The sequence below is a fragment of the Stenotrophomonas sp. genome (assembly GCF_059505245.1).
Genome location: NZ_JCACKF010000017.1, coordinates 87,912 through 106,737 on the forward strand (window position 1 = coordinate 87,912; position 18,826 = coordinate 106,737).

14 protein-coding genes are annotated in these 18,826 nt (G+C 68.2%); 9 read left to right on the forward strand and 5 right to left on the reverse strand.

What is annotated here, in order from left to right:
• Positions 1–157 precede the first annotated feature (157 nt).
• From AC5JLE_RS07435 to AC5JLE_RS07445, 3 genes are all read right to left on the reverse strand, one after another.
• A complete protein-coding gene (locus AC5JLE_RS07435) occupies positions 158–2,068 on the reverse strand; it encodes a CocE/NonD family hydrolase (RefSeq protein ID WP_014647498.1) in 1,911 nt (636 codons plus the stop codon).
• A 221-nt stretch (positions 2,069–2,289) separates the two neighbouring features.
• Positions 2,290–2,676, reverse strand: coding sequence for a DUF4440 domain-containing protein (locus AC5JLE_RS07440; RefSeq protein WP_032957712.1), 387 nt, complete (start codon positions 2,674–2,676; stop codon positions 2,290–2,292).
• Positions 2,676–4,034, reverse strand: coding sequence for an MFS transporter (locus AC5JLE_RS07445; protein ID WP_164167727.1), 1,359 nt, complete (start codon positions 4,032–4,034; stop codon positions 2,676–2,678). Before AC5JLE_RS07445 ends, AC5JLE_RS07440 begins: the two co-directional genes overlap by 1 nt.
• Before the next feature lie 105 nt (positions 4,035–4,139).
• Here AC5JLE_RS07445 and AC5JLE_RS07450 point away from each other — a divergent pair, with 105 nt between their 5' ends.
• Positions 4,140–5,036: a LysR family transcriptional regulator gene (locus tag AC5JLE_RS07450; RefSeq protein ID WP_100450251.1), complete on the forward strand. Its 897-nt coding sequence runs from the start codon at positions 4,140–4,142 to the stop codon at positions 5,034–5,036.
• A 98-nt stretch (positions 5,037–5,134) separates the two neighbouring features.
• Here the strand turns inward: AC5JLE_RS07450 and AC5JLE_RS07455 are convergent, their stop codons facing one another.
• The gene (locus AC5JLE_RS07455; RefSeq protein ID WP_496065169.1) at positions 5,135–7,930 is read right to left on the reverse strand and encodes a beta-glucosidase family protein; all 2,796 of its coding nucleotides are present in this window, start codon (positions 7,928–7,930) and stop codon (positions 5,135–5,137) included.
• 337 nt (positions 7,931–8,267) lie between these two features.
• Between AC5JLE_RS07455 and AC5JLE_RS07460 the strand changes: the two genes are divergently transcribed.
• Together AC5JLE_RS07460 and AC5JLE_RS07465 are read left to right on the forward strand one after the other, a co-directional pair.
• Complete coding sequence (locus AC5JLE_RS07460; protein ID WP_014647503.1) at positions 8,268–8,702, forward strand: VOC family protein; 435 nt, start codon at positions 8,268–8,270, stop codon at positions 8,700–8,702.
• Positions 8,703–8,973: 271 nt separating this feature from the next.
• On the forward strand, positions 8,974–9,678 hold the full coding sequence (locus tag AC5JLE_RS07465) for an AraC family transcriptional regulator (RefSeq protein WP_049405351.1): 705 nt from the start codon (positions 8,974–8,976) through the stop codon (positions 9,676–9,678).
• Positions 9,679–9,687: 9 nt separating this feature from the next.
• Here AC5JLE_RS07465 and AC5JLE_RS07470 read toward each other — a convergent pair whose 3' ends face one another.
• A complete protein-coding gene (locus AC5JLE_RS07470; protein WP_401733904.1) occupies positions 9,688–10,578 on the reverse strand; it encodes a sterol desaturase family protein in 891 nt (296 codons plus the stop codon).
• Between the two features lie 132 nt (positions 10,579–10,710).
• Here AC5JLE_RS07470 and AC5JLE_RS07475 point away from each other — a divergent pair, with 132 nt between their 5' ends.
• The 6 genes from AC5JLE_RS07475 (at position 10,711) to AC5JLE_RS07500 (ending at position 18,817) form a co-directional block, all read left to right on the forward strand.
• Entirely contained in the window at positions 10,711–11,661 is a 951-nt protein-coding gene (locus AC5JLE_RS07475) for a LysR family transcriptional regulator (protein WP_014647506.1), read from the forward strand.
• Positions 11,662–11,753: 92 nt separating this feature from the next.
• Positions 11,754–12,404, forward strand: a complete 651-nt coding sequence (locus AC5JLE_RS07480; protein ID WP_053496081.1) for a DsbA family oxidoreductase — start codon at positions 11,754–11,756, stop codon at positions 12,402–12,404.
• Between the two features lie 35 nt (positions 12,405–12,439).
• A complete protein-coding gene (locus AC5JLE_RS07485; RefSeq protein WP_414934992.1) occupies positions 12,440–13,447 on the forward strand; it encodes a cyclase family protein in 1,008 nt (335 codons plus the stop codon).
• Positions 13,448–13,666: 219 nt separating this feature from the next.
• The gene (gene imuA / locus AC5JLE_RS07490; RefSeq protein ID WP_014647509.1) at positions 13,667–14,281 is read left to right on the forward strand and encodes a translesion DNA synthesis-associated protein ImuA; all 615 of its coding nucleotides are present in this window, start codon (positions 13,667–13,669) and stop codon (positions 14,279–14,281) included.
• A 9-nt stretch (positions 14,282–14,290) separates the two neighbouring features.
• Positions 14,291–15,700: a Y-family DNA polymerase gene (locus AC5JLE_RS07495; protein WP_046431214.1), complete on the forward strand. Its 1,410-nt coding sequence runs from the start codon at positions 14,291–14,293 to the stop codon at positions 15,698–15,700.
• A gap of 6 nt (positions 15,701–15,706) precedes the next feature.
• Positions 15,707–18,817: an error-prone DNA polymerase gene (locus AC5JLE_RS07500; RefSeq protein WP_401733900.1), complete on the forward strand. Its 3,111-nt coding sequence runs from the start codon at positions 15,707–15,709 to the stop codon at positions 18,815–18,817.
• Positions 18,818–18,826 lie beyond the last annotated feature (9 nt).

Here is an 18,826-nt window from a genome sequence, read left to right on the forward strand (position 1 = left end):
GCGGCCGGCACTACCACCATCGCCTGAATCAACCTGCTGTGGCCCGGCCCTGGTAGGTGTCGACCTTGGTCGACACGCTCTCGCGCCGTCGCGGATGCCGGCCAGCGGCCGGCACTACCGCCGCCGGGCATCGCGCACCCGGCGTACCTCATCAACCTCAATACACCGGCAGATCGATGTAGCTGGCCTGCGCCGCACTGTGCCAGACCCGCTGCGTGGCCTTCTGGTAATCGCCCGGCTTGGCCAGGTAGATGTTCGGCACGTACGTCTGCGGATTGCGGTCATACAGGGGGAACAGGCTGGACTGCACCTGCACCATCACCCGATGGCCCTTCTGGAAGGTGTGGTTGGCGTTGGGCAGGTCGAAGCGGTACGGCAGCACCTGGTTGGCGGCCAGCGGCTTCGGATCGCTGAAGCTTTCGCGGTAACGGCCACGGAAGATCGCCAGCGACACCGGCAGCTCGTAGCCACCCATCTCCGGCGTCGACGCTTCCTGGTCCGGATACACGTCGATCAGCTTCACCACCCAGTCGCTGTCGGTGCCACTGGTCGAGGCCTGCAGGTGAACCACCGGCGCGCCGCCGATGCGCAGCGGCGCCGTCAGCGGTTCGGTGATGAAGGTCAACACGTCCGGGCGGCCATCGACGAAGCGCTGGTCCTTGACCAGCCAGGTGGTCCACATGTCGCGGTCGCCGAAGCGGACCGGGCGCGGCACGAACGGTACCGGCTTGGCCGGGTCGGACACGTATTCCTCGAAGTCCCCCTCGCCCGCCGCCGGTGCCTGGAACGCCAGCTTGCCGCCGGCGCGCAGGTACAGCGGCTTGCTGCTGGCGGCACAGCCCTTGTCGCAGCTGCGCGGCCAACCCTTCAGGCGGTCCCAGTGGTTTTCGCCGGTGTTGTAGATCAGCACCGGCGGCGTATCGGCCGTCGGCGCGCCATCCACCAGGTACTGGTCGAAGAACGGCTTGAGCACATCGCGACGGAACTGCAGCGCGGTATCGCCATCAAACTTCAGCGCACCCAGCTCGCTGCCGCCGTAGTTCACCTGGCTGTGCCGCCACGGGCCCATCACCAGATAGTTGCGGTTGTTGCCGCTGTCGCGCCCTTCCATCGCCTGGTAGGCGTGGTTGGCACCCCACATGTCTTCCTGGTCCCACAGGCCCTGCAGCCACATGGTCGGCACCTTCAACGGTGTCTTGGCCATCACCGCGTCCAACGCCTGGCCCTGCCAGAAGCCATCATAGGCCGGGTGCTCGACCAGCTTCTTCCACCAGGTCAGCTGGTCCACGCCGGTGAAACGCGCGTAGTCACCGGCCGAACCGAGGCGCAGGAAGGTGCTGTAGTCGTCATAGCCGAGGCTGGGCAGCGGCGTGCCCTTGCCGCGCTTCTCGGTCTGCATTGCGAAATAGTTGAAGTTGACCTGGCGGAACGCACCGTAGTTGAGCCAGTCGTCACCCATCCAGCCATCGACCATCGGGCTCTGCGGCGCGGCCACCTTCAGTGCCGGGTGCGGGTCGGTCAGCGCCATCACCACGGTGAAACCCTCGTACGACGAGCCGAGCATGCCGACCTTGCCGTTACTCTCCGGCACGTTCTTCACCAGCCAGTCGATGGTGTCCCAGGCGTCGGTGGAGTGATCCACCCTGGTGTTGTTCAACGGCCCGCGCAGCGGCCGGGTCATCACGTAATCGCCTTCGGAGCCGTACTTGCCACGGATGTCCTGGAACACGCGGATGTAGCCGCCGTCGACGAACACCTCGTCGCCCTGTGGCAGCAGGTCGCGCATGCGCGGCGAGTCACTGCGGTTGGCACGGCCAGCAGCGTCGTAGGGGGTGCGGGTCAGCAGGATCGGGGCATTGCGGGCACCCTTGGGCACCACGATCACCGTATACAGCTTGGTGCCATCACGCATCGGCACCATCACCACGCGCTTGTCGTAGTCACGACCGACATCGGGGGCAACGAAGGGCTTGCCGCTGATGTCCGGGGTCATCGGCGGGGTATCGGCGGCCAGCACGGCGCTGGACAGGCAAAGGGCAATGGCTACAGCGACGGCACGCACACGCATGGACAACCCCTCCCGGCAGGAAAGCTCCAAGCCTACTCCTGCCCCAAGCCATGAAGTGTGTGCGGGCTTTGCATTCTGCGGTGGATGCAGGCAGGACTGATGGCACATGTGCCTGCGTTGCCGCTGCGCTCGCCGGCGACCGGTAGTGCCGGCCGCTGGCCGGCAACTTCATGATCCTGCGGCGCGTTACGCGGTTGCCGGCCAGCAGCCGGCACTACCGGTCAGGCTACCGGCACTTCATGCAGGGCCAGCCAGCGCCAGCGCCCGGTTTCCTGCCGCAGCACCGCCAGTGACTCCCGCCATGCAGGCGTGCCGCCATCGATCGAATGCCCTTCGCGATAGCGCAGCACCGCCAGCGGTGAAGGCGCTTCCACCGCGTGCACGGCGTCGATGGAAATCCGCAGCCCGGGGCGCGCCCCGTGACCGCCCGCGAACAACGCCTGCACGGCTTGCCGATCCAATCGGCGACCCGCGATGCCGACCATGCTGAAGTCCGCGCTGAAGTGCGCCATCAGATCCTCCAGCGCATCGGCGCCGACATCGGCACGGAACCAGGCCTGCAGCTTGTCGTGCAGGTGGTGGATTTCATGTTCTGCGGTGGTATCCATCAGATGTTCTCCGGTTGCGAAAGGGTGAGCAACTGCGGCCGGCGCAGCAGCGCCATCGGCAGCAGGGTCAGTACCGCGGCCAGACCCAGCGCCATGCCGGTGGCGTGGGCCGGCAGCCATTGCATGGCCAATGCCAGCAGCAGCGCGATGGCCGCGGTGCCCAGGCAGAAGCTGAGCTGGCGGTTGAGGTTCCAGAGTGCGCTGGCATCGCCCAATGCTTCGCCCTCGACCCCATGGAAGGCCAGCGTCTGCGCGGTGCTGCTGCACAGGCTGCCGCCGGCGCCCATCAGAGCGAACAGCAGCCCGGCCAACGCGAAGGCCGGCTGCGGCAGCAGCGCCATCAACAGCAGGCCGCTGGCCTGCAGGAGCATGCCCGTACGCAGTACCGTGGCCGGGCCGAAGCGCGCCAGCAGGCGCTTGCTGGCCGTGATCGCAATGGCCGAGGCCAGCGCCCAGGGCAGCATCAACGCGCCGATGCGTGCCGCGCTGTAACCGGCCTGGTGCAGCTGCAGGGTACTGACCAGCTGGCTGCCGATGAACACTCCGGGCACTGCCAGATAGACCAGCATCGCCAGGCGCAGGCCCCGATGGGACAGCAGCGACCAGCGCAGCAGGGGCTGCGCCTGCTGCCGTGCATGCCGCAGGTGGGCCGCCGCCAACAGCATTGCGATCAACAGCAGTACGGCACCGGCGGCCCGATGGCCGGGTTCACCCAGCCAGGTCAACGCCAGCAGCAGCGCGCCCAGCGCCAGCATCGCGGTGGACAGCGCATAGGCCTGCAGGCGCGGCGCACTGCGCGCGCCATCGGCCGGCATCCAGGCCAGCACCAGGCCGATCGCCACCACCGCCAACGGCAGGCTGGCCCAGAGCACGCCGCGCCAGGACAACCACTGCACCAGCAACCCGCCCAGCGCCGGCGCCAGTGCCGGCACCAGCAGCGCCACCAGCAGGATGCGGCGGGTCAGCGCGCCACGCTGGTCCGGCTTGCACTGTCGGTACGCTGCCGCCTGTGCCACCGGAATCAGCAGGCCACCGGCCAGGCCCTGCAGCAGGCGCCAGCCCAGCAGCCAGCCGATACCCGGTGCGGCGCCGGCCAGCACAGCGGCAACCGCGAACAACAGCAACGCCACCAGCAGCAGGCGACGCTCACCACAGCGCGCGGCCAACCAGGGCGCCAGCGGAATCACCACGCTCAGGCCCAGCATGTAGGCGGTGCCCACCCAGGCCAGGGTACCGACATCAGCGTGCAGTTCCGCTGCCAGTGCCGGATAGGCCACCGTGGCGATGAACATGTTGACCAGATCCAGGGCGAACACCAGCAGGAAGATCGCCTCATGGCGCAGGCGGGGGGGCGGCATCGGCGGTGCTCCAGCAGAGAGACCGCCAGCATGCCGCCCGGGAGCTGTTGGAAGAACACGACAACACCTGCAACACTGTCAAATCTGTTTTGACAATGAATCGCCATGGTCAGCCTCGATCGCTTCGATATCTTCCGTGCCGTGGTCGAGGCCGGCAGCCTGACCGCAGCGGCCGATCGGCTCGGCCTGAGTCGTGCGGTGGTCAGCTTCAACCTGAAGCGGCTGGAGCAGGAACTGGGCGTGACCCTGCTGCTGCGCAGTACCCGCCACCTGGCCCTGACCGACGCTGGCGAGCAGTTCCTGCAGCACTGCATACAGGCGCTGGATGCCGCGCAGGCGGCAATCGATGCCGCGCGGCGCGACCAGCACCAGCTGCAGGGTGTGCTGCGCCTGACCACCACCCCGGAGTACGCGCAGCTTCGCCTGATTCCCGCACTGGAAGCCTTCCGTGCGCGGCATCCGGCCCTGCAGCTGCACCTGTCCACGTCTCCCGCGCCGGCAGACCTGATTCCCGAGCGCTTCGACCTGGCGATCCGTCTCGGCCGTCTGCCCGATTCGGGCCTGCATGCCAGTGAACTGGAACGGCACCCGCTGTGCGCGGTGGCGGCTCCGTCCCTGCTGGCACGCCTGCCCTCTGCCGATGCGGCCAACGACCCCGTGCAACTGGGCACCCTGCCCCGCCTGGGTTACCCGCGCCTGGCCGACGTGCCGGTGGTCGCGCCCGACGGCAGCGATGCCTTGTTTGCCACCAACCCGGGCAATGCAGTGGTGCGCGTGGATGGTGCCAGCAGCCTGCGCGCCTTCGCCGTGGCCGGCGCCGGGGTCACTGTGCTGCCACGCTGGCTGATCGAGGACGACCTGGCCCAGGACCGCCTGCGCCCGGTGCTGCGCCAGCACCGCTTCCCGCAGCAGAGCGTGTACGCGGTCTACCCGCACAGCACGCAGCCCTCGCCGAAGGTGCGGCAGCTGATCGATTTCCTGCGCGGGTGGTTCGCCATATGAAAAGGGGACGGAGGGGATTAAGTCGTTTATGCATAAACGACTTAATCCCCTCCGTCCCCTTTTTCAGGCACGGCCCTTGCGGGCCGTGCCTTCAAGCCTCAGCGCAGCACCTGCTCCACCAGCTGCACGTCCACCGTCTGCAGCGGTTCGGCGGCGTTGCGCGACAGCTGCACCTGGTAGGTGCCACCGTCGATCTTCCACTGGCGCGCCTGTGCATCGTAGTGGGCCAGCGTCTTCGGCTCGGCTTCGATGCGGATGCGGCGCTGTTCGCCCGGCTGCAGGGTCACCTTGTCATAGCCGATCAGGCGGATCGGCGTGGTGCTGCCGGCCGGCAGCTTCAGGTACAGCTGGGCCACGTCGGCACCGGCGCGCTTGCCGGTGTTGCGGATGTCGACGCTGGCGACCAGGCGCGAACCTTCCACGCTCACCTTCAGGTTGTCATAGGCGAACGAGGTGTAGGACAGGCCATGGCCAAAGGCGAAGGTCGGGGTCAGGCCCTTGGCCGCCATCCACTTGTAGCCGACGTTGGCACCTTCGATATCGAAATCGAACACATCACCGAACGGCTTGGCCGGCTTGAAGCCGAGGCCGTCGATGTGCGGGCGCGGCAGCTGCGATTCGTCCGTCACCCAGGTCACCGGCAGGCGGCCGGACGGATTGACCTGGCCGGTCAGCAGTGCGGCAATGCCTTCGCCACCGCGGATGCCCGGGTACCAGGCCTGCAGCATCGCCGGCACCTGCGCCAGCCACGGTGTGCGCACCGGGCCGTTGGTTTCCAGCACCAGCACGGTCTTCGGGTTGGCCTTGGCCACTGCCGAGATCAGGACATCCTGGTTGTCCGGCAGCTGCATGTCCGGCAGGTCCACCGATTCGGCAGCCCACTGCGTGGCAAACACGATGGCCACATCCGCCTGCGCGGCCGCCTTGGCCGCAGCAGCTGCGTTGGTGCCATCCACATACGTGATAGTCGCGTCCGGGCGCGCCGCACGCAGCGATTCCAGCGGCGAGGACGGATGGAAGATCACCGGGCCCGGCCAGGTGGTCGGCATCACGCCGGGCACCGCGTTGGTGCCCTTGGCGGTCACGCCCACCATCGATGAACCACCGCCACCGATCACGCCCTTGTCGGCATGGCCGCCGATGATGACGATGCGCTTCACGCTGTCGGCCAGCGGCAACAGGTTGCCCTCATTGCGCAGCAGCACGCTGCCCTCCTCCACCGTGCGCTGGGCAACGGCGAAGCCGGCCTCGGCATCCACCTTCTGGTGCTGCGGCGGGTTGTCGAAGTTGCCATGCAGGAACATCGTGCGCAGGATGCGCGCCACCATGTCGTTCAGGCGCGCCTGCGGCACCACGCCGCCATGCACAGCCAGGCGCAGCGGTTCATCGAAGAACACCGCCGCGTCGAACACCTCACCGGCCGACTGCTGGTCCAGGCCGGCCAGCGCAGCCTTCGAGCCACTGTGCACGCCACCCCAGTCGGACATCACGAAACCGGGGAACTTCCATTCCTGCTTCAGCACCTGGTTCATCAGGTAGCCGTTCTCGCAGCCGTAGGTGCCGTTGATCTTGTTGTACGAGCACATCGCCACGCCCGGGCGACCGGCATCCAGCGCGATCTCGAAGGCCAACAGGTCCGACTCGTGCATGGCCTGTTCGCCGATGCGCACGTCGTGGAAGTTGCGACGGGTCTCCATGTCGTTCAGCGCGAAGTGCTTCATCGAGGAGATCACGTGCTGGCTCTGCACGCCCTGGATCAGCGCGCCAACCATCGAGCCGGCCAGCAGCGGGTCTTCGCCGGCGTACTCGAAGTTGCGGCCGTTGCGCGGGTCACGCTGCAGGTTGACGCTGCCCGACAGCAGGATATTGAAGCGCTGCTGCCACGCCTCGCGGCCCATCGTGGCGCCACCGGCGAAGGCAACTTCGCGGTTCCAGCTCGATGCGGTGGACGGGCCCGATGGCATCGCCGTGGCGAAGTCGCCCGGGCGGATGCCCCCCGGATTGGTCACGCCGACACCGGCATCGGCCGACTGCTGCGACGGGATGCCCAGCCGCGGTACGCCCGGCACGAAGCCGGCCGAACCGACCGCACCTTCCGGCAGTGGGCCGCCGTCCTTGCCCAGCCCGAAGTAGCTGTGCAGCATCTGGAACTTCTCATCCTCGGTCATCGCCTTCAGCAGCAGCGCAGCGCGCGCATCGGCGTTGAGCGTGGTGTCCATCCACGGCGTGTCGCCGTGCTTGTCGGCGGCATAGGCCAGGGTCAGCAGGGTGGCACGCAGCGTGCTGCCTTCCACCTTGAACGGCGCGCTGCTGGCGGCCTGGAAGCCGTCGCTGAAATAGCTGGCATCGGCTTCCAGCGCCACACGCGCCGGATCGAAGCCTGCGGCCTTGGCCGATTCACCGGCCACCGCGCCGAGCAGCACCGCCGGTGCACCCAGCCGCGAACGGGTGACCAGCGCCGGCAGCTGCGCCGCACCTGCACCGGCATCGGTATAGACCGCCACAGTGTGGCGGCCATCGTCCAGGCGCAGGTAGTTCAGGCCCGGCTGGTCGGGGCCGGATTCAGCGGCGATCGGCAGCCGGGTCAGAACAGCCTGGCCGCGCTGGGTCTGGCCATCGTCCTTGCCGGCGGCAATGAAGCGGTACTCGTAGCCCAGGCCATCGGCCAGCACCTGCAGCGGATCGATCTGGCCGATGCCGCGCTGCACCTGGCGCACGCTCACCGCGTCCACCTTCAGGCTCTTCAGTTGCGCGGCCAGCGCCGGCATCGCCTCGGCGTGGGGCGCCTGTTCCAGGGTCAGCACAGTGAACGCGGCCGGGTCGGCCCAGGCCGGAGCGGCCAGTGCGGCAGACAGGGCCAGAGACAGTGCAAGCGGTTTTGTAAACGTTTTCATCGGCAGGCGTAATTCCGTTGCCAAGGCAATCGGTCCAGGGAAAGTGCCGCCGAAGGGTGCAGCGTTCATGCCGCGCAGGGGTTGCCAGGCAACGCCCCGCAGGCCGATGGACGGGCCGGTCTGCGCGCGGGACCCTCCTCCCGGCGTGACAACCTGCCTGCCCGGGCCGCGCAGGGCGACCCAATCCTGTGAAGATTGTGCGAGGGCGTTCACACCTGTCAACAGGACCTAAGTCACAGAGGCAACCCGGCCAATGGTTATCAGGCCATCACTGGCGGTCATCAGCGCGCCGCGCGAGGCTGCTGATAATGGAGATCCCTGGCCACGAATCGAGCCCATGACCGTACATCGCGACTTCGATCATCTCTGGCGCGACCGCTGTGACACCTCCAGCCAGCGCGCGCCGCGCGTGCTGATCCGGGTGTTCGTGGCCCCGGGCGAGCTGGAGCGCAGCGTGGCGTTCTACGAGCAGTTGCAGGGCGTGGTAGCCGATGCGGGGTTCCCGTTCCCGGAAGCCGGGCTGCGCCTGGCGATGGTCGGCGCCTTCCTGCTGATCGAAGGCAGCCAGGCGGCACTGGCCCCGTTCACCTCGACCACGGGGACACTGCTGGTCGATGATGTTCGGCCCTATCACGACAAACTGGTCGCCGCCGGCGCCGAGATCATCTTCCCGCTGCAGGTAGTCCCGACCGGGGCGGCGTTCAATGCGGTGCATCCCGATGGCACCGTGGTTGAATACGTGCATCACCGGCCGGATCCGCACGGGCGGTGAGGGGACGGCCGGGCTGCGCCCGGCACCCGCAGAGGCAACGGCCAAAGCAACAGCGGGGCTCCTGTGGGTAGGCGGGGTGGGTCCGTTGGCGGGGGACGCCGTGAATCCGTCCCTGGAGGCTCGGTCGCGCCATCCATGGCGCTCACGCCCCCGCAACCGGACCCACCCCGCCTTCAACAATTTCTCGCAACCTGCGGTAGATCCACGCCATGCGTGGATGCTCTTCGTTTCATTGTCGAAATATTTGATTTCGATGGAGATTCATCCACGCATGGCGTGGATCTACAATCCCTCAATGTCCTCCCCCACCCTGCCCTGGAATGGCACGTTGCTGCTGGATGCTCACGTGGCCGTGCTGCAGGGTCATGCCGGTGACAGCGCCGCGCACGCGCACTACGCCCATCAACTGCTGCTCAGCGACGGCGCAGCCTGGCAGGTCGAGGTCGATGGCGTGCAGCAGCAAGGCCAGCGACTGTGGCTGCCATCATTCCAGCCGCACGCGATCCTGTTAGCGCCAGAAGCAGGCTGCACGGTGTTCCTTGAGCCGACGCATGCCAATCCCGCACAGATCCAGCAATACCTGCACGCACTGCCGGGCAACGCGCTGGAACTGCACGGCTGGCTGCCACGGTTGAGCCGCCCACAGCCGCTGGACCGCCGCGTGCAGGCGGCGTTGGCCCGTATTGCCCAGCACCTGCCCGGCCCGGTGCCGGCTGCCGACATTGCCGAAGCCGCGCACCTCTCGGCCAGCCAGCTGCACCGGCGTTTCCAGTCTGATCTGGCGGTGACCCTGCGCGGCTGGGTGCTGTGGCAGCGGCTGCGCCGCGCACTCATGCATCATCTGCGCGGGCACACCCTGACCGACAGTGCGCATGCCGCTGGATTCGCCGATCTGGCCCATCTGTCGCGCAGCCTGCGCCGCATGTTCGGTATCGGTGCCGCGCAGCTGCAGGGCCTGCAGCTTCAAGCGGCCTGACACGGCCCATCATCCGCGCCTGCGCAGACCTTCCGGCAGCTCCGGCAGCTCGCCGTGCGGCAGTTCGCGGAACGGCGCCAGCAGCTGTCCCGGATAATCGCGCGGATAGTCCGGTTGGCTGCCGATGCCGAGGTCGCGCTGCTGCAGCCGATAGCCCGGCGCATCGAAGGCGGTCCCCAGCAGGTGATCCCAGACGGTCAGGAACAGGCCGAAGTTGACGTCGCCAGCGGTGCCGTAACGCATGTGGTGGAAGCGGTGCAGCGGCGCCCACGCCATCACCCGGCCCAGCAGGCCCGGGCGCATGTCCACGTTGGAGTGCTGCAGCAGCAGCTGGATGGCAATGGCGAAGGCCAGCACCGCAGCCACCGGCATCGGCAGGCCCAACAGCAGCAGCGGCAGTACGCCGCCCACTGCTTCGGCCGCCTGGTGCAGCGGATGCTTCATCAAGCCGTTGAAGCCGTACATGCGGGTGACGCTGTGATGCACCGCGTGCAACCGCCACAGCCAGCCGATGCGATGGCTGGCGTAGTGCACCAGGGTAATGCCAAGGTCGGCGCAGACGATGGCCAGCAGTACCTGCAGAACGAACGGCCACTGCAGCGGCCACAGCTGCCACGGAAGGAGCGCTGCCAGCAGCGGCACCGCAGCGATCGACAGCAGGTTCAGGCTTTCGTTGACCAGTGCATGCAGGGTGTCACGCAGACTGTCGCCGTGGTCGTGGTTGAACGCGGGGTCATACGGCCAGGCACGTTCGGCAGCGAACGAAACCGCGATGGCGACCGCCAGCAAGGCCAGCAGCCATAGCGGATCGCCATGGAGGTGGCCGACCCAGACGACGGCGGCGGCAACGAAACCGAGCAGGAACAACGGGGCATACAGGCGGAGGATCCAGTGTTTCATGGGCAACCCGGAACATGAGGGGCCTGCATGCTGGCGCGGCACGACGGTTGCGGGCTTGAACAAACGGCGCAACCCGCCCCGCCTCGGTGGATATCCCCCCTTTGGCCGACACCGCGTTTCCCCCACCCACGGATGGCGTGGATCTACAATGGCGCCCTCATCGCGCCCGGTACCGGCATGGATTCCTTCAACCTGATGCGCGCCTTCCGCCGCATCGTCGAACGCGGCGGGCTGGCCCGCGCTGCCGAAGACCTGGGCATGTCGCCGGCCGGGCTGAGCAAGCAGTTGCGCGCGCTGGAAACGCACCTGGGCGTGGTGCTGCTGCAGCGGACCACGCGGCGCATGAGCCTGACCGAGACCGGCCACGCCTATTACCGCGAATGCTGCCGCCTGCTCGACGAATTGGACGCATTGGAACGTGGCATCGCCGAACAGCGTGGCGAGGTGGCCGGGCGCCTGCGTGTCAATGCACCGCAGTCGTTCGCACTGAGCACGCTGTCGCCGCTGCTGCCACGCTTCCTGCAACAGCATCCACAGCTGTCGCTGGACCTGGTGATGGAAGATCGCCTGCTTGATGCGGTCGGTGAGGGTTTCGATGTGTCGTTGCGGCTGCGTGCCGAGCTGGACGACTCGCGACTGGTGGCGCGCCGGCTTGCCTCGCTGCAACAGGTGCTGTGCGCTGCCCCGTCCTACCTGCGGCAGCGTCCAGCACCGCAGTCGGTGGACGATCTGCAGGTGCACAGTGTGCTGGCCTACAGCCTGTCCGACTCCCCCGGCAGCTGGCCGCTGCTCGGCCCGGATGGGCAGGTGACCATCACCCTGCCGGCACGCGTCACCGTCAACAACAGCCTGCTGCTGCGCGACCTGCTGGTGGCCGGCATGGGCATCGGCGCCCTGCCCTCGTTCCTGGCGGCACCAGCGCTGGCCCGTGGCGAACTCCAACAGGTGCTGCCCGACCACCGCTATCCGCCACGCTTCGTGCATGCGGTCTATCCCACGTCGCGCCACCTGCAACCCAAGGTGCGTGCCTTCATCGATTTCCTGCACGCCGAGCTGCCCCGCTGCGCCGGCCTGGATTCGTAACCGCCAGCGAAAACTGAGCTGCCCACGGCGCGCTGTTTCGGCCCCGCCGCGCTGCCTAATCTGCCGCCTCCCCTCTCACCGATGGCAGGCAGATGTCTCCCGTTCCTTCCCCCGCCACCGCCGCGCCGGTGGTCGACTTCTTCCACGACGTGGTCTGCGGCTGGTGCTTCGTGCTGGCCCCGCGCCTGCAGCAGGTCTCGGCCGAACTCGGCATCCAGGTGCGCCATCGCAGCTTCGTGCTGCAGGACTCGCGCGCGCAGATGGTCGAGGTGTTCGGCTCGATGGAGCGCGCCAAGGCGATCATCCTGCGCCACTGGACCGACTGCGCCGCGCATGAAGACAGCGCGCGCATCGATATCGAAGGCATGCGCGCACAGGACTTCGAATATCCCTCCGGCTGGCTCGGCGCACTGGCCTGCCAGGCCGCAGGGTTGATCGGCGGCAATGATGCCCATGGCGCAATGTTCGACGCGGTGCAATGGGCGCACCTGCACCAGCACCGCAACATCGGCGACGCCGAAGTGCTGCTGGATATCGCCGAATCACTGGGCCATCCCCGTGGTGCCTTCGCTGACCACATGCGCAGCGACGCAGTACGCCAGCACGTGCAGGCCGATCGTGCCGACGCCGCTGCCCTCGGCATCCGCTCCATTCCCACCGTGATCGGCGGCAACGGCCTGCGCCTGCAGACCCTGCCGCTGCCGCAACTGCGCCAGGCCCTGGCGCCCCTGGTCGCGGCCTGAGCCGCACCCTCCCCACCCTGCAAGGAGATTCCCCCATGACCCCACGTATCCTGGCCAGCGCGCTGGCCCTGCTGCTGGCCGGCACCGCGGCGTCCACCACCGTGTCCGCGCACGAACGCGTTCCCTCCGGCCAGCAGGTCGGCACCAGCCCCTGGGGGCCGAAGGACGAGATCGGCCGGCTCAACCTGATCACCGAAGCCTCGCGTGCGGCGATCCTGTCGCGGGTCAGCGGCGGCAAGGCCTATGACCTGGCCACCGACTACTACGTCGGCATGCCCAGCTGGCAGGACGCCGGCGACCCGCACTACCAGTTCTGGATGACCCACACCCCGCGCGGCACGGTGATGGATGATCCGATGGGCGTGGGCGAGAGCATGAACCTCACCCGCAGCTACACCGGCACCGCGTTCTCGATGTACAGCCACACCGGCACCCACATCGATGCGCTGAACCACTTTGGCATCCACGGAAAGATCTGGAACGGCTTCGAGGCCGACAAGCATCTCGGCGATCGTGGCTGGAATGTCACCGGCATCGAGAAATTCCCGCCGCTGATCGCGCGTGGCGTACTGATCGACGTGGCCGCCGCCAAGGGCGTGGACATGCTGCCGGACAGCTACCGCGTCACCCGCCAGGACCTGAAGGATGCGCTGGCACGCCAGCGGGTGAAGCTGCAGCAGGGCGATGTGGTGCTGATCCGCACCGGCCGCATGCGCCTGTTCGAACAGCCCAAGGCCTACATGACCAACCCGCCGGGCATGGGCCTGGACGCGGCGCGCTTCCTGGTTGAGGACAGCGGCGCGATGATCGTCGGCGCCGACAACCTGAGCTTCGAGACCTTCCCCTCGGAGGTGGCCGACGACTACGTGCCGCTGCACACCTACCTGCTGGCCCAGCAGGGCGCGCCGATCATCGAACTGGTGGCGCTGGATGAACTGGCCCGCGACAAGGTCTACGAGTTCGCCTTCATCGGCGGCCCGCTGAAGATCCGCGGCGGCGATGCCGCGCCGCTGCGCCCGGTCGCGCTGCCGGTCCGCCCGTAACCGGGCCCTGTGGGTGCCGACCTGGCTCGGCACTCCTTTCCCACTTCAGCAACCTGAAACCCGGCCCGCCAATTTCATTAGTAATTCTACTCACAAGGCGAGTAGCATGTCTGGTCTCAGCCCCTGATACCAGCCCGCCGATACTCGCTCCATGCCTGTCGTTTCCGCCCGTTCCTGCCGCTTCCAGCCCGCCCGGCGCCTCCCTTGGAGGACCGGCTGATGGGCGCCGTCGTCGCCCTCGACCGGCTGCTGGACGGCCGCCAGTTGTGGCGCGGCCCGGCCCGCCAGGGGCCGGCCAGCGACCACCTGGCCAGCGGCCACCCGGCGCTGGACGCACGCCTGCCCGGCGGCGGCTGGCCGGCCAGCGGGCTGTGCGAGGTGCTGCAGGCGGCGCCGGGCGTTGGCGAACTGGCCCTGGTCTGGCCGGCGCTGGCCAGGCTGAGCCAGCGCGACCGCCCGATCGTGCTGGTCGCCCCACCCTATCGCCCGCATGCCCCGGCCTGGGCCGCGGCCGGGCTGGATCTGGCCCAGCTGCAGATCATCCACGCTGCGCCGAAGCAGGCGCTGTGGGCGGCCGAACAATGCCTGCGCTCTGCGGCCTGTGCCGCGGTGCTGTGCTGGCCGCACCAGGCCGACGATCGCGCCCTGCGCCGGCTGCAGGTCGCCGCCGACAGCGGCCAGTGCCTGGGCTTCGTGTTCCGCGAGGCGCAGGCAGCGCGCAACCCCTCCCCGGCCAGCCTGCGCCTGCAGCTCGACCACGGCCAGGTAAGGGTGCTGAAGTGCCGTGGCGGCCTGCCACCCGCGCAGCCGTTGCCACTGGCCATCACCCACTGAGGCCGCGCCATGCACTGGGCCTGCCTGTTGTTGCCGCAGCTGGCGCTGGACAGCGTGCTGCGCCTGCAGCCGGACCCCCAGCGGCCACTGGTGCTGCTGCAGGGCCCAGCGCAGCGCCGCGTGCTGCGTGCGGTCAGCCCGGCCGCGCGCGCAGCAGGGCTGCGCCCGGGCATGCTGCTGTCGGCCGCGCAGGTGCTGGTGCAGGACATGCACCTGCACGACTACGACCCTGACGCGGAACAGCACACCCGGCAGCTGCTGGCCAGCTGGGCCTACGCCTACAGCTCGCAGGTCAGCCTCGATTTCCCGCATGCACTGGTGCTGGAAATCGGCGCCAGCCGTGCCCTGTTCGGTGACTGGCTGACGATCGAAAAGCGCCTGCGCAACGAACTGCATGAACTCGGTTTCCGCCACCGCCTGGTGGCCGCGCCCACGGCGCATGCCGCGCGCGTGCTGGCCAACGTCCACGACGGCCTCGGCATCGATGCGCAGCAGCTGCCAGCGGCACTGGCGCAGCTACCCTTGCCGCGCTGCGGCCTGCCCAGCGACGCGGTGACCGTGCTCGGCCGTTCCGGCCTGCGCACGCTGGGTGCGGTGCTCGAGCTGCCGCGTGACAGCCTGGCCCGGCGCTTCGCACCGGAGGTACTGCAGCAGCTGGATGCACTGCGCGGCCTGCCCACCGCGCCGCTGCGCTACTACCAGCCACCGGACCGTTTCGATGCGCGCATCGAATTCGAATACGAGATCGAATCCAGCCAGGCCCTGCTGTTCCCGCTGCGCCGCCTGCTGCTGGACCTGGCCGCCTTCCTGTGTTCGCGCGATGGCGGCGTGCAGCGCTTCGACCTGCATTTCGAGCACGACCTGCTGCCGGCCAGCGTGCTGACCATCGGCCTGCTGGCCCCCGAACGCGATCCTGCGCTGCTGTTCGAGATCGCACGCAACCGCATGGAAGCGTTCGCCCTGCCGGCCGGCAGCCGCGCACTGCGCCTGCAGGCCGAGCAGCTGCCACCGTTCGTGCCCGCCGCGCGTGACCTGTTCGATACCCGGCCGGCGCAGGCGATGCCCTGGAACCAGCTGCGCGAGCGCCTGCGTGCGCGGCTGGGTGATGACGCCGTGCAGCCGCTGGCGGTGCAGGCCGACCATCGCCCCGAACGCGCCAGTGGTACCCAGCCACCGGCCAAGCCCCCGTCGTACTGGCCACTGCGCCCCGGCTGGTTGCTGGACACCCCACAACCGTTGCGTGACCCGCGCCTGCGCATCGTCGCCGGGCCGGAGCGGATCGAATCGGGCTGGTGGGACCAGGCCGACGCACGCCGCGACTACTACGTGGTGGAAACCGCACACGGCCAGCGCGGCTGGGCCTTCCGTGAGCGCAACGATCCGCATGCGCCGTGGATGCTGCACGGCTGGTTCGGCTGAGCCGCCATGCACAGCGAACTGCCCGGCTACGCCGAACTGCACTGCCTGTCGGCCTTCAGTTTCCAGCGCGGTGCTTCGATCGCCGAAGAACTGTTCGCGCGCGCCGCTGGCCAGGGTTACCGGGCACTGGCGATCACCGACGAATGCTCGCTGGCCGGCATCGTGCGCGCCTGGCAGGCGGCGAAGGCGCATGGCGTGGCGCTGATCGTCGGCGCCGAATTCCAGGTCGAGGACGGCCCGAAGCTGGCCCTGCTGTGCACCGACCAGGCCGCCTATGCCGGGCTCTGCCAGTTGATCACCACCTGCCGGCGGCGCGCAGCCAAGGGCGAGTACCGCTGCCTGCGCGAGGATCTGCTCGGCCTGCCCGACGGCCTGCTGTGCCTGTGGCTGGACCGGCAACCGGCCGCCACCGACCTGGAACTACTGCGCGCCGGCTTCAATGATCGGCTGTGGTTGGCGGTGGAGCTGCACCACGAACACGACGACGCACGCCGCCTGCAGCAGCTGCAGGCCTTCGGCCAACGCCACCGCCTGCCGCTGGTCGCCAGTGGCGACGTGCACATGCACGTGCGCCGCCGCCGCGCCCTGCAGGACACCCTGACCGCGATCCGCCACCGCTGCAGCGTGGCCGAGGCTGGCTGGCGCCTGTTCCCCAACGGCGAGCGCCATCTGCGTCCGCGCACCGCGCTGGCCCAACTGTATCCGCCCGAATTGCTGGCCGAGACCCTGCGCATCGCCGAGCGCTGCCACTTCACCCTGGAACAGCTGCAGTACACCTACCCACGCGAGCTGGTGCCCGAGGGGCATGACCCGGACAGCTGGCTGCGCGTGCTGGTCGAGCGTGGCATCCCCTGGCGCTGGAAAGGCGGCATCGAACCGAAACAACGCGAGCAGATCGAACACGAACTGGCGTTGATCAAGCAGAAGAACTACGCCTCGTACTTCCTCACCGTGCAGGACATCGTGCGCTTCGCGCGCAGCCAGGACATCCTCTGCCAGGGCCGCGGCTCGGCGGCCAACTCCGCGGTGTGCTTCGTGCTGGGCGTGACCGAGATCGACCCGGCACGCAGCAACCTGCTGTTCGAGCGCTTCATCTCCGCCGAGCGCGACGAGCCACCGGATATCGACATCGATTTCGAGCACGAGCGCCGCGAGGAAGTGCTGCAGTACGTGTTCAAGCGCTATGGCCGCGAGCGCGCCGCACTGACCGCGGTGGCAATCAGCTACCGTGGCCGCAGCGCGATCCGCGACGTGGCCCGTGCACTTGGCCTGCCGATGGACCAGGTCAACGAACTGGGCGCGGCGATGGACCACTGGGGCGGCAACATCCCATTGCCGGAAACCCTGCGCGAGCGCGGTTTCGATCCGGACACGCCCTTGATGCGGCGCCTGCTGGCGCTGACCGCCGAGCTGATCGACTTCCCGCGCCACCTGTCGCAGCACCCCGGCGGTTTCGTGATTTCCGAACATCCCCTGTCGACCCTGGTGCCGGTGGAAAACGCGGCGATGGCCGACCGCACCGTCATCCAATGGGACAAGGACGATCTGGATGCCACCGGCCTGATGAAAGTCGACTGCCTGGCGCTGGGCATGCTTACCGCCATCCGCAAGTGCCTGGCCATGCTGAAACAGCATGGCCTGCATGAAGGACGCATGGATGCGATCCCGCCCAAGGATGCAAAGACCTTCGACATGATCTGCGCCGCCGACACCATCGGCGTGTTCCAGATCGAATCGCGCGCACAGATGGCGATGCTGCCGCGCATGCAGCCACGCACGTTCTATGACCTGGTGATCGAGGTGGCAATCGTGCGCCCTGGCCCGATCCAGGGCGACATGGTGCACCCCTATCTGGAGCGGCGCCGGATCCTGCGCGAACAGGGACCGGACGCGTTGAACGACCCGGACAACCCGCTCTACCCACCGCAGCTGGAACGCGTGTTCGCACGCACGCTGGGCGTGCCATTGTTCCAGGAACAGGTGATGCAGCTGGCGGTCGAAGCAGCCGGTTACACGCCTGGCCAGGCCGATGCCCTGCGCCGTTCGATGGCGGCCTGGAAACGCCGTGGCGGCTTGGAACCGCATCGTGAAAAACTGCTGGCAGGCATGTTGAAAAACGGCTTCAGCCGCGAATACGGTGAGCACCTGTTCGAGCAGATCAAAGGGTTCGGTGATTACGGTTTCCCGGAAAGCCACGCCGCCAGCTTCGCCCTGCTGACCTATAACAGCTGCTGGCTGAAATGCCACCATCCGGCCGCGTTCACCGCCAGCCTGATCAACAGCCAGCCGCTGGGTTTCTACAGCCCCGACCAGCTGCTGCAGGACGCGCGCCGGCATGGCATCAGCGTGCTTCCCGTGGACGTGCGCCACAGCGACTGGGACTGCACGCTGGATTTCAGCAGGGGCGCGGCCGCGATCCGGCTCGGCCTGCGCCTGGTCGACGGCTGCAATGAAGCGGCTGTACAGGCCATCATGCGCGAACGTGCACGGCGCCCGTTCGACGATGTGGGCGACCTGTGCCAGCGCACCGCCCTGGATCGCCGCCAGCAGGGCCTGCTGGCCGATGCCGGTGCGCTGCGCGGGCTCAGCGGCCATCGCCATCGTGCACGCTGGGATATCTCCGGCGTGGAGAACCGGCTGCCGCTGTTCGACCAGGCCCGCGCCACCGCTGAAGCACGTGTGCCGCTGCCCCTGCCCAGCGCCTGGGAGGACATGCAGGCCGATTACCGCAGCATCGGCACCACCCTCGGCCGCCACCCGATCTCGTTCCTGCGCACGCAGCTGCGCAGCCGCGGCTGCCTGGATGCCGCGCAGCTTGCGGGCCACGGCCATGGCCGTCGCGTGCGCATCGCCGGCCTGGTCCGCATGCGCCAGCGCCCGCAGACCGCCAGTGGCGTTACCTTCCTCACCCTTGAAGACGAGACCGGCATGGTCAATGCCGTGGTCTGGCGGCACCTGGCCGATCGCCAGCACCGGGTCCTGGTCGATACCCGGCTGATGCAGATCGACGGCCGCCTGGAACGCGTCGATGGCGTGCAGCATGTCATCGTGCAGCGCATGCACTGCCTGGATGAACTGTTGCAGGGGTTGCGCAGCCACAGCCGCGATTTCCATTGACGATACACA

Coding starts and splice junctions, on each gene's coding strand:
- AC5JLE_RS07435 (WP_014647498.1), bottom strand. CDS start 2,068: ATGCGTGTGCGTGCCGTCGCTGTAGCCATTGCCCTTTGCCTGTCCAGC.
- AC5JLE_RS07440 (WP_032957712.1), bottom strand. CDS start 2,676: ATGGATACCACCGCAGAACATGAAATCCACCACCTGCACGACAAGCTG.
- AC5JLE_RS07445 (WP_164167727.1), bottom strand. CDS start 4,034: ATGCCGCCCCCCCGCCTGCGCCATGAGGCGATCTTCCTGCTGGTGTTC.
- AC5JLE_RS07450 (WP_100450251.1), top strand. CDS start 4,140: ATGGTCAGCCTCGATCGCTTCGATATCTTCCGTGCCGTGGTCGAGGCC.
- AC5JLE_RS07455 (WP_496065169.1), bottom strand. CDS start 7,930: ATGAAAACGTTTACAAAACCGCTTGCACTGTCTCTGGCCCTGTCTGCC.
- AC5JLE_RS07460 (WP_014647503.1), top strand. CDS start 8,268: ATGACCGTACATCGCGACTTCGATCATCTCTGGCGCGACCGCTGTGAC.
- AC5JLE_RS07465 (WP_049405351.1), top strand. CDS start 8,974: ATGGCGTGGATCTACAATCCCTCAATGTCCTCCCCCACCCTGCCCTGG.
- AC5JLE_RS07470 (WP_401733904.1), bottom strand. CDS start 10,578: ATGAAACACTGGATCCTCCGCCTGTATGCCCCGTTGTTCCTGCTCGGT.
- AC5JLE_RS07475 (WP_014647506.1), top strand. CDS start 10,711: ATGGCGTGGATCTACAATGGCGCCCTCATCGCGCCCGGTACCGGCATG.
- AC5JLE_RS07480 (WP_053496081.1), top strand. CDS start 11,754: ATGTCTCCCGTTCCTTCCCCCGCCACCGCCGCGCCGGTGGTCGACTTC.
- AC5JLE_RS07485 (WP_414934992.1), top strand. CDS start 12,440: ATGACCCCACGTATCCTGGCCAGCGCGCTGGCCCTGCTGCTGGCCGGC.
- imuA (WP_014647509.1), top strand. CDS start 13,667: ATGGGCGCCGTCGTCGCCCTCGACCGGCTGCTGGACGGCCGCCAGTTG.
- AC5JLE_RS07495 (WP_046431214.1), top strand. CDS start 14,291: ATGCACTGGGCCTGCCTGTTGTTGCCGCAGCTGGCGCTGGACAGCGTG.
- AC5JLE_RS07500 (WP_401733900.1), top strand. CDS start 15,707: ATGCACAGCGAACTGCCCGGCTACGCCGAACTGCACTGCCTGTCGGCC.